The organism is Hydrogenophaga sp., from assembly GCF_028698005.1.
Classification (GTDB): Bacteria; Pseudomonadota; Gammaproteobacteria; order Burkholderiales; family Burkholderiaceae_C; genus Hydrogenophaga.
The window spans coordinates 1-8,721 of record NZ_JAQVEJ010000125.1; the positions used below are offsets into that span (position 1 = coordinate 1).

Annotated in this window: 6 protein-coding genes; 1 reads left to right on the top strand and 5 read right to left on the bottom strand. The window is 67.4% G+C overall.

Translation table 11 applies throughout. From position 1 onward, the window contains the following. From PHQ87_RS11950 to PHQ87_RS11960, 3 genes are all read right to left on the bottom strand, one after another. Positions 1 to 2,024: TRAP transporter permease (locus PHQ87_RS11950; protein WP_300234495.1), on the bottom strand; the 2,024-nt coding region annotated here is incomplete at its 3' end. A 126-nt stretch (positions 2,025 to 2,150) separates the two neighbouring features. Then, positions 2,151 to 3,119, bottom strand: coding sequence for a TAXI family TRAP transporter solute-binding subunit (locus tag PHQ87_RS11955; RefSeq protein WP_300234498.1), 969 nt, complete (start codon positions 3,117 to 3,119; stop codon positions 2,151 to 2,153). 196 nt (positions 3,120 to 3,315) lie between these two features. Beyond that, on the bottom strand, positions 3,316 to 4,659 hold the full coding sequence (locus PHQ87_RS11960; RefSeq protein WP_300234501.1) for an aspartate aminotransferase family protein: 1,344 nt from the start codon (positions 4,657 to 4,659) through the stop codon (positions 3,316 to 3,318). 166 nt (positions 4,660 to 4,825) lie between these two features. On the opposite strand from PHQ87_RS11960, the gene PHQ87_RS11965 reads away from it, so the two are divergent. Beyond that, complete coding sequence (locus PHQ87_RS11965; RefSeq protein WP_300234504.1) at positions 4,826 to 6,073, top strand: D-amino acid dehydrogenase; 1,248 nt, start codon at positions 4,826 to 4,828, stop codon at positions 6,071 to 6,073. Here the strand turns inward: PHQ87_RS11965 and PHQ87_RS11970 are convergent. Next, positions 6,057 to 6,971: a LysR substrate-binding domain-containing protein gene (locus PHQ87_RS11970; protein WP_300234507.1), complete on the bottom strand. Its 915-nt coding sequence runs from the start codon at positions 6,969 to 6,971 to the stop codon at positions 6,057 to 6,059. The genes PHQ87_RS11965 and PHQ87_RS11970 overlap by 17 nt on opposite strands. Positions 6,972 to 7,092: 121 nt before the next feature. Then, positions 7,093 to 8,721 (bottom strand): efflux RND transporter permease subunit (locus PHQ87_RS11975; protein WP_300234509.1); only part of this gene is annotated, 1,629 nt, incomplete at its 5' end.

Here is an 8,721-nt window from a genome sequence, read left to right on the forward strand (position 1 = left end):
ACCAGCAGAACCTCCCACCACCCGTGCACGTCGATCATGAGCAGCGCCGGATTGAAGATGAAGACGAAGGGCAGCACCACCGTGCGCAGCGCATAGAGGGACCCCTGCACCCCGGTCTTGATCGGGTCTTCCTTGGAAATGGCGGCCGCCGCGAAGGTGGCCAGACCCGCCGGCGGCGTGATGTCGGCCATGATGCCGTAGTAGAAAACGAACAGGTGCACGGCGATCAGCGGAATCACCAGCCCCGACTGCGCACCCAGCTCGACGATGACCGGCGCCATCAGCGAGGCCATGAGCACGTAGTTGGCGGTGGTCGGCACGCCCAGGCCCAGCACCAGGCAGACGAAGGCCGTGAACAGCAGCATCAGGATCACGTTGCCCTGCGAGACCAGCTCGACGAAATCGGTCATGCGAAAGCCCAGCCCCGTGAGCGTGATGCCGCCCACCACGATGCCGGCCGTTGCGGTGGCAATGCCGATGCCGATCATGTTGCGGCTGCCATCGACAAAGCCCTTGTAGACCTCCGAGACACCCTCGGCCCATGCCGAGCCCGGCATGCCGTGACCACGAAAGAAGGACAGCAGAGGCCGCTGCGTGAGCATGAGCGCCACCATCGTGATCGTGGCCCAGAACGCCGAGAGCGCCGGTGACAGCTCGTCCACGCCCAGGCACCAGATGAGCACGCCGATGGGGATGAGGTAGAACAGGCCCGCGCGCACGGTGGGCCAGGCCGGCGGCAGCACCGGGTTGTTGATGTCGATGTCCTGCGGCAGGTCGGGGCTGCGCGCCGCCACGCGCACCAGCCACACGTAGGCGCCGAACAACAACGCCATGAGCACGTACGGCGCGGCGCCGCCCAGCAGCGTGCGCGTACCGATCGCGATCCAGTACACCGCGCCAATGACGATGAAGGTGCCCGAGACCCCCAGCGCCCGGGCGATCCAGCGCTCGCGCGCCGTGCGCACGGCAGCCTGCGCCATCGGCCTGATGCCCAGCTTGAGGGCTTCCAGGTGGACGATGTAGAACAGCGCCACATAGGAGATCACGGCCGGCAGCAGCGCGTGCTTGATGATCTCCACATAGGGGATGCCGACGTACTCCACCATCAGGAAGGCCGCGGCGCCCATTACCGGCGGCATGATCTGGCCGTTGATCGATGAGGCCGTTTCGATCGCGCCGGCCTTGATGCCGCCATAACCGGCCTTCTTCATCAGGGGGATGGTGAAGATGCCGCCGGTGACCACATTGGACACCGACGAGCCGGAAATCAGGCCGTTGAGGGCCGAGGACACCACCGCCACCTTGGCCGGGCCGCCGCGCATGTGGCCCAGCAGGGCGAACGAGACCTGCATCATGTAATTGCCGCCACCGGCGCGGTCCAGCAGCGCGCCGAACAGCACGAAGATGAAGATGAAGGCGACCGAGACGCCCAGCGCCACACCGTAGACGCCCTCGGTGGTCAGCCACATGTGCGACACCATGCGGTGCAGCGACGCGCCCTTGTGCGCGATCACATCCGGCAGGTAGGGGCCCAGGAAAACATAGGCCAGGAACACCAGCCCCAGGATCGTCATGGGCAGGCCCACCGCGCGACGCGTCGTCTCCAGCAGCAGCACGATGCCCACGCAGGCCGTGACCACGTCCATCATGACGGGCTGGCCCGGCCGGGTGGCCAGCTCGCGGTAGAACAGCATGAGGTAGGCCCCCGCAAAGCCGGCCACCAGCGCCAGCACCCAGTCCGCCACGGGAATGCGCTGGCGCGGCGAATGGCGGCCGTACGGGAAGGCCAGGAAGGCCAGGAACATGGCCATGCCCAGATGGATGGCACGGGCTTCGGTGTCATTGAAGATGCCGAAACCCAGCGCAAAGGGCACCGGCGAGGCGTACCAGAGCTGGAACAGCGCCCACCCCAGCGCCCCCAGCGCGATGACCAGGCCGCCCACCCCCTTGGCATTGCGGCCGCCCGTATCCACCTCGGCGACGAATGCCTGCAGGTCCGGTGATGCTTTTTCGATGTCGCTCATCTGCACGCCTCCTGCCCACCGTCACGCACTGTCACGTGCGCCGGGTCGGCGTCCTGTACCTTCCAAGCAAAGAAGGCGGGCGGCCTTCGCAGTCCACCCGCCTCCGCTCAACAGGCCTTCAAGGGCTTATTTCACCCAGCCCTTTTCCTTGTAGAAACGCAGCGCACCTTCGTGCAGGGGGGCGCTCAGGCCATCCTTGACCATGCTCTCGGGCTTGAGGTGGGCGAACGCGGGGTGCAGACGCTTGAAGTCCTCGAAGTTGTCGAACACGGCCTTGACGACCTGGTAGATGGTGTCGGCCGGCACCTTGGACGAACTCACGAACGTGGCCAGCACGCCATAGGTGTCGGTGGCCTGCGGGTTGTTCGGGTACATGCCGGCCGGAATGGTCACCTTCGCGAAGTACGGGTGATCGGCCACCAGCTTGTCCACGACGGGGCCCGTCAGCGGCACCAGCTTGGCACCACAGCTCGTGGTCGGATCCTGGATGTTGGCCGACGGGTGGCCGACGGCATAGAAGAAGCCGTCGATCTTGCCGTCGCACAGGGCCGGGCCATGCTCATCCGCCTTCAGCTCGGAAGCCAGGCTGAAGTCGGACATCTTCCAGCCCAGGGCGTTGACCAGTTGCGTGGACGAGGCCAGCGTTCCCGAGCCCGGGTTGCCCACGTTGAAACGCTTGCCCTTGAAGTCCTCGAACTTGGTGATGCCGGCCTCTTTGCGCGCGACCACGGTAAAGGGCTCGGGGTGCAACGAGAACACCGAGCGCAGGTCGCGGAAGGCGCCGGCGTCCTTGAACTGGCCTTCACCCTTGACCGCGTTGAACTGGACGTCGGACTGGGCCACACCCATGTCCAACTCGCCAGCCTTGATCGTGTTGATGTTGAAGACCGAACCGCCCGTGGATTCGACCGAGCAGCGGATGCCATGCTGCGCGCGGTCCTTGTTCACCAGGCGGCAGATGGCGCCACCGGCGGCGTAGTACACGCCCGTGACACCGCCGGTGCCAATGGTGACGAACTTCTGCTGGGCCTGTGCGGTTCCCAGTGGTGCCGACAGGGCCAGGGCCACTGCGGCCATCGAAAGCACGTTTTTCATTGTCTCTCCTCGGTGAATCGTCTGATGAGTTGAACCACGGGGCCGGTCACCCCACCGTTGCCTGCCGGCCTCCGGTAGGGGCTGCAAGCACATCCAATGCCCGATTTGCCTCTTCGTTCTGGTGCCTCGCGGCCATCGGAGCCCTAGACTACTCCGCAACGCCCATTCGGCATATGGGTAGAACCACCCCCCTGCCTCACGCCAGCGCTCCCGCGATGGCTGCGTCGATCGCAGCGCCGAGCAGCCCAACGATCTCGTCGATGTCGGCTTCGGACGAGATGAACGGCGGCGCCAGCAGCACATGGTCGCCCGCATGGCCATCGACGGTACCGCCCATGGGATAGACCATGAGGCCGCGCGCCATGGCTTCTGCCTTGATGCGCGCATGAAGCTTGAGCGACGGATCGAACCACTGCCGCGTGGCCCGGTCGGCCACCAGCTCCAGCCCCCAGAACAGGCCCCGGCCACGGATGTCGCCAATGTGGGGATGCTGTCCGAGCACTGCATCCAGACGACCGTGCAGGTGCAGACCCAGCGCTCGTGCTCGGGCCAGCAGACCGTCGCGTTCGATCACCTGCTGCACCGCCAGCGCGGCGGCACAGGCCACCGCATGCCCCAGATAGGTGTGCCCGTGCTGGAACATGCCGCTGCCCTCGCGCATGGCGTCCACGATGCGCGACTGTGCCAGCACAGCGCCGATGGGCTGATAGCCCCCGCCCAGTCCCTTGGCGATGGTCATGAGATCCGGCACCACACCCTCCTGCTCACAGGCGTGCAGCGTGCCGGTGCGGCCCATGCCGCACATCACCTCGTCGAGGATGAGCAGGATGCCATGGCGATCGCACAGTTCGCGCACGCCCTTGAAATAGCCTGGCACCGGCGTGAGCACGCCGGCGGTGGCTCCGCCGACGGTTTCGGCCACGAAGGCCATGACGTTCTGTGGACCGAGCCGCTCGATGGTCTCCTGCAGCTCGCGCACCAGCCGCTGGCCATACTGCTCGGGGGTCTCATCCGGACGCTGGTCGCGGTAGGCATAGCAGGGAGAAACATGCGTCACGTCGATGAGCAAGGGCCGGAACTGCTGACGCCGCCACTCGTTGCCGCCCACGGCGAGAGCCCCCAGCGTGTTGCCGTGGTAGCTCTGGCGCCGCGCGATGAAGTGCTGGCGCTGCGGCTGCCCGGTTTCGACGAAGTACTGCCGCGCCATCTTCAGCGCCGCCTCCACGGCCTCGGAGCCACCGCTGACGAAGTAGGCGTGGCTCATGCCTGCAGGAGCCGTGCGGATCAACTGGTCGGCCAGCTGCTCGGCCACCCCGGTGGTGAAAAAGCTCGTGTGCGCGTAGGCCAACTGGTCGATCTGCCGGTGCATGGCCGCCACCACGTCGGGGTGCCCGTGGCCCAGACACGAGACGGCAGCGCCCCCCGATGCGTCGATGTAGCGCTTGCCCTGCTCGTCGAACAGGTGAATGCCCTGCCCCCGCACCGCCACGGGCGGGCGCTTGAGCAGCTGGCGATGAAAGACGCGGGTGTCCGGTTGCATGGCGCGATCTCTGGAGTGCTGGACAAGGGAAACGTTAGATGGGCAGTCTAGGCAGTCACACACCGGCGCTGTGATGCTTTTTTGAGGCGATGCCATAAATTCCGGTTATGTGCGCTGGCTCGATTGGCATGTCCATCCAGGGTGGGCACGCACTACAGTCCCCGCCATGGCCAAACCACCACCTCTTTCACCCGGACACGTGGTCGTCGTGGGCGCCGGCATCATCGGCCTGGGCATGGCCTGGTGCCTGCACCGCGACGGCTGGCAGGTGACCGTGGTCGACCGTGGGCAGCCCGGGGGTGGCGCCAGCGGCGGCAACGGCGCCCAGCTCAGCTACTCGTACGTCCAGCCGCTGGCCGATCCATCGATCTGGCGGCAATTGCCCAAGCTGCTGCTGAGCAGCGACTCGCCGCTGAAATTCCGGCCGCGTCCGGATCCGTACCAGTGGTCATGGGGCCTGCGTTTTCTGGCCGCATGCCGTGACGATGTGTCCCGCGACACGACCGCGAAGCTGCTGACGCTGGCCGCCGAGAGCCGGACTGCCTTCGAGGCCATGCTGTCACAGACCGGCATCGATGCCGATTTCTCGGCCACCGGCAAGCTCGTTCTGTATCCGGATTTGGCCTCGTTCGACGCGGCCCGCCGCCAGCTCGATCTGCAGGCACGCCTCGGCGGTCAGCCGCAGACGGCGCTCACACCGGCACAGTGCGTGGCCGTGGAACCTGCACTGGCCGAGTACGCGATGCGGATAGCCGGCGGTATCCACACGCCCAGCGAGTGCGCAGCCGACTGTCTGAAGGTCTGCGAAGGACTGCATCAACGCCTGGTGGCCGCCGGTGTGCGCTTCGAGCTGGGATGCGAGGTTACCGGCTGGGTGCGCAACGGCGACCGCGTGGTGGCCGTCCGCACCACCACGGGCGATCTCGCCGCGGACGCCTTCGTGCTGGCCGCGGGTACGGCCTCGGCTCCCCTGGGCCGTCAGCTCGGCCTGGACGTGCCGGTCTATCCGCTCAAGGGTTACAGCATCACCCTGCCCGTGGACGGGGCCGCCAATGCGGCGCCGCGCATGAGCGTGACCGACATCGCCCGCAAGGTGGTGTTCGCCCGCCTGGGCAAGCGGCTGCGCGTGGCGGGCATGGTGGAGCTGGTGGGCGAAGACCGGCGCGTGCACCGAGACCGCATCGACGCGCTGCTGAGCACCACGCGCAACGTATTCCCGCACATCGGCGATGCTTTGGACCCCGAGCCCTGGAGCGGGCTGCGCCCGGCCACGCCGACCGGTTTGCCGCTGCTGGGCCGAACGCCGGGGGCGCCCGTCAACCTCCTGCTCAACACGGGCCACGGGGCGCTCGGATTCACACTCGCCATGGGCAGCGCCGAGCGCGTGGCCCGGGCGCTCAGGCAGCCGGCTTGACGCCGATGTCGATCAGGGCCTGCTGGATGCAGCGGGTGAAGAAGCGGATGGTCTGCGAGTTCGGTCGCGCGCTGGGCCGCAGCACGTGCACGGGCACGCCGATCGCGGGCTCCAGCCGCAGCACGTCCACCTTGCTGCGGTCGGCCGATGCCGCGGTGCACGATTCGACGAGCGCCACACCCTCGCCATGGTGCGCGAGCGACAGCGCCACGTGGTAGGTCTGCACCGTCATCACGACGTTGAGCCCCGCGCCGTTGTCGCGCAAGGCGTTGGCCAGCAGCATGCCCAGCGGGTCCTGCCCGTCGAGCGCGATCACCGGCAAGTCGGACAACTGCTCCAGCGTGACCTGGCCCGTGCGTGTCACCCGCTCGGGCAGCATGCCCCGGGGGACCACGCACATCACATGCCGGCTGCCCAGCAGCTCCTGGGTCAGCGCCGGGTGCGGCACGGCGTTGAAGGCGTAGCCCACGTCCGCTTCCTGCAGCACCAGCGAGGACACGATCTGGTGCGAATGCAGCGCCTGGTGGTGCACGATGAGCGAAGCATGGCGCTGGCGGAACAGCCGGATGGCCCGCGGCATCACCTCGTAGCTCAGCGCCAGCACCGTCAGCACGCGCAACTCGTTCTGGCTGCGGCCGGCACGCAGATTGGCCGAGAGGCGCTGGACCTCGTCCAGCTGGGCAAACAGCCGCTCCACGTGCGGATACAGCGTCTGCGCCTCGACCGTCGGCCGCAGGCGACCGCCCACGCGCTGGAACAACGGGAACCCGAGCTGCAGCTCGGCATGCTGCAGGGTGCGGCTGACCGCCGGCTGGGTCACGTTGATCATGCGCGCGGCAGCGCTGACGCTGCCGGTGAGCATCACGGCGTTGAAGACTTCGATGTGGCGCAGGCGCATGGGCGCCATTGTTCACGCTTTTTCGTGTGACGGGGCGGTCATCGGTGGCCGCGGCACGGCTGCGCGAACGCACCCCGGCCAGCGATGACCTGATGGCGCGCTGAGCGTGGGTGCGTCCCCTTCAAGCGGCAACCGGTTCCTTCTTCACCCGGAACCAGGCCGCGTACATGGCGGGCAGTGCCAGCAGGGTCAGCACGGTGGCCACGACCAGCCCGCCCATGATGGCCACGGCCATCGGGCCCCAGAACTCGCTGCGCGACAGCGGGATCATGGCCAGCACGGCAGCGGCCGCGGTCAGGGCGATCGGGCGCATGCGGCGCACCGCCGATTCGACGACCGCATCCCACGCGGGCACACCCCGGGCGCGGTCCTGCTCGATCTGGTCGATCAGGATGACCGAGTTGCGCTGGATCATGCCCATGAGTGCCACCACGCCCAGCAGCGCCACGAAGCCGAACGGCCGGCCTGACAGCAGCAACGCGGCGGCCACCCCTGCCACGCCCAGCGGGCCCGTCAGGAACACCAGCATGGCGCGGCTGAAGCTTTGCAGCTGCAGCATCAGCAGCGTGAAGACGATGAACAGCATCACGGGCAGACCAGCGACGATGGACGAGGAGCCCTTGCTGCTCTCCTCGACGGCGCCCGCCGTCTCGATGCGGTAGTTCGACAGACCCCTGGCCTGCCAGCCGGCGGCCAGCTCGCGCATCCGCGGCTGCAGCTCGGCCGTCACGGTGGCACCCTGCAGGCCTTCGCGCACGTCGCTTTGCACCGTGATGGTGTAGTCGCGGTTCTCGCGCCACATCACGCCGGGCTCCCAGTCGAAACGGGGCTTGGCGATCTGCAGCAGCGGAATCACGCGGCCGGCGGCGGTCGGCACATAGGCGTTGGCCAGGTCACTGATCGCGTCGCGCTCTTCCTTGGGCTGGCGCAGCACGATGTCGATGAGCTTGTCGCCCTCGCGGTACTGACCGATCGTCATGCCGCTGAGGCTGGTGCGCGCCGCCTGGGCAATGGCCTGGCTGGACACGCCCAGGGCGCGTGCCTTGTCCTGGTCCACGTCCAGCCGCACGACCTTGACCGACTCGTTCCAGTTGTCGTTCACGCCACGCGTGTTGGGGCTGTCCATCATGACCTGCTTGACCTCGTCGGCCAACTGGCGCAACGTGGCCGGGTCGGCCCCCATGACGCGGAACTGCACCGGATACGCCACCGGCGGGCCATTGGGCAGCAGCTTGGCACGCGTGCGCACCTCCGGGAACTCGGTGGCCAGCATCGCCGGCAATGCCAGACGCAGACGCTCGCGCGTTGCCAGATCCTGCGGCAACACGATCAGCTGCGACACGTTGGTCTGGGGAAAGATCTGGTCCAGGGGCAGATAAAAGCGTGGCACGCCCGAGCCGATCCAGGTGCTCACGCTCGTGACGCCCGGCTCTGCGGCGATGCGCCGCTCGATGCGGCGGGTGACCTCGCCATTGGCCTCCATGCTCGAGCCTTCGGGCAGCCAGATGTCCACCAGGATCTCGGGCCGCACGGAGTCGGGGAAAAACTGCTGCTGCACCTTCGTCATGCCGGCCAGGCCCAGCACGAAGGTCAGGATGGTCGCGCCGATGGTAAGCCAGCGGTGCTTCACGCACCAGTCCACGACACGGCGGAAGCGGCCGTAGAGCGGACCGTCGAACACCTCGTGCGCCGCGCCCACATGCGGCTTGACCTTGAGCAGGCGCACACCCAGGTAAGGCACGAACACGAC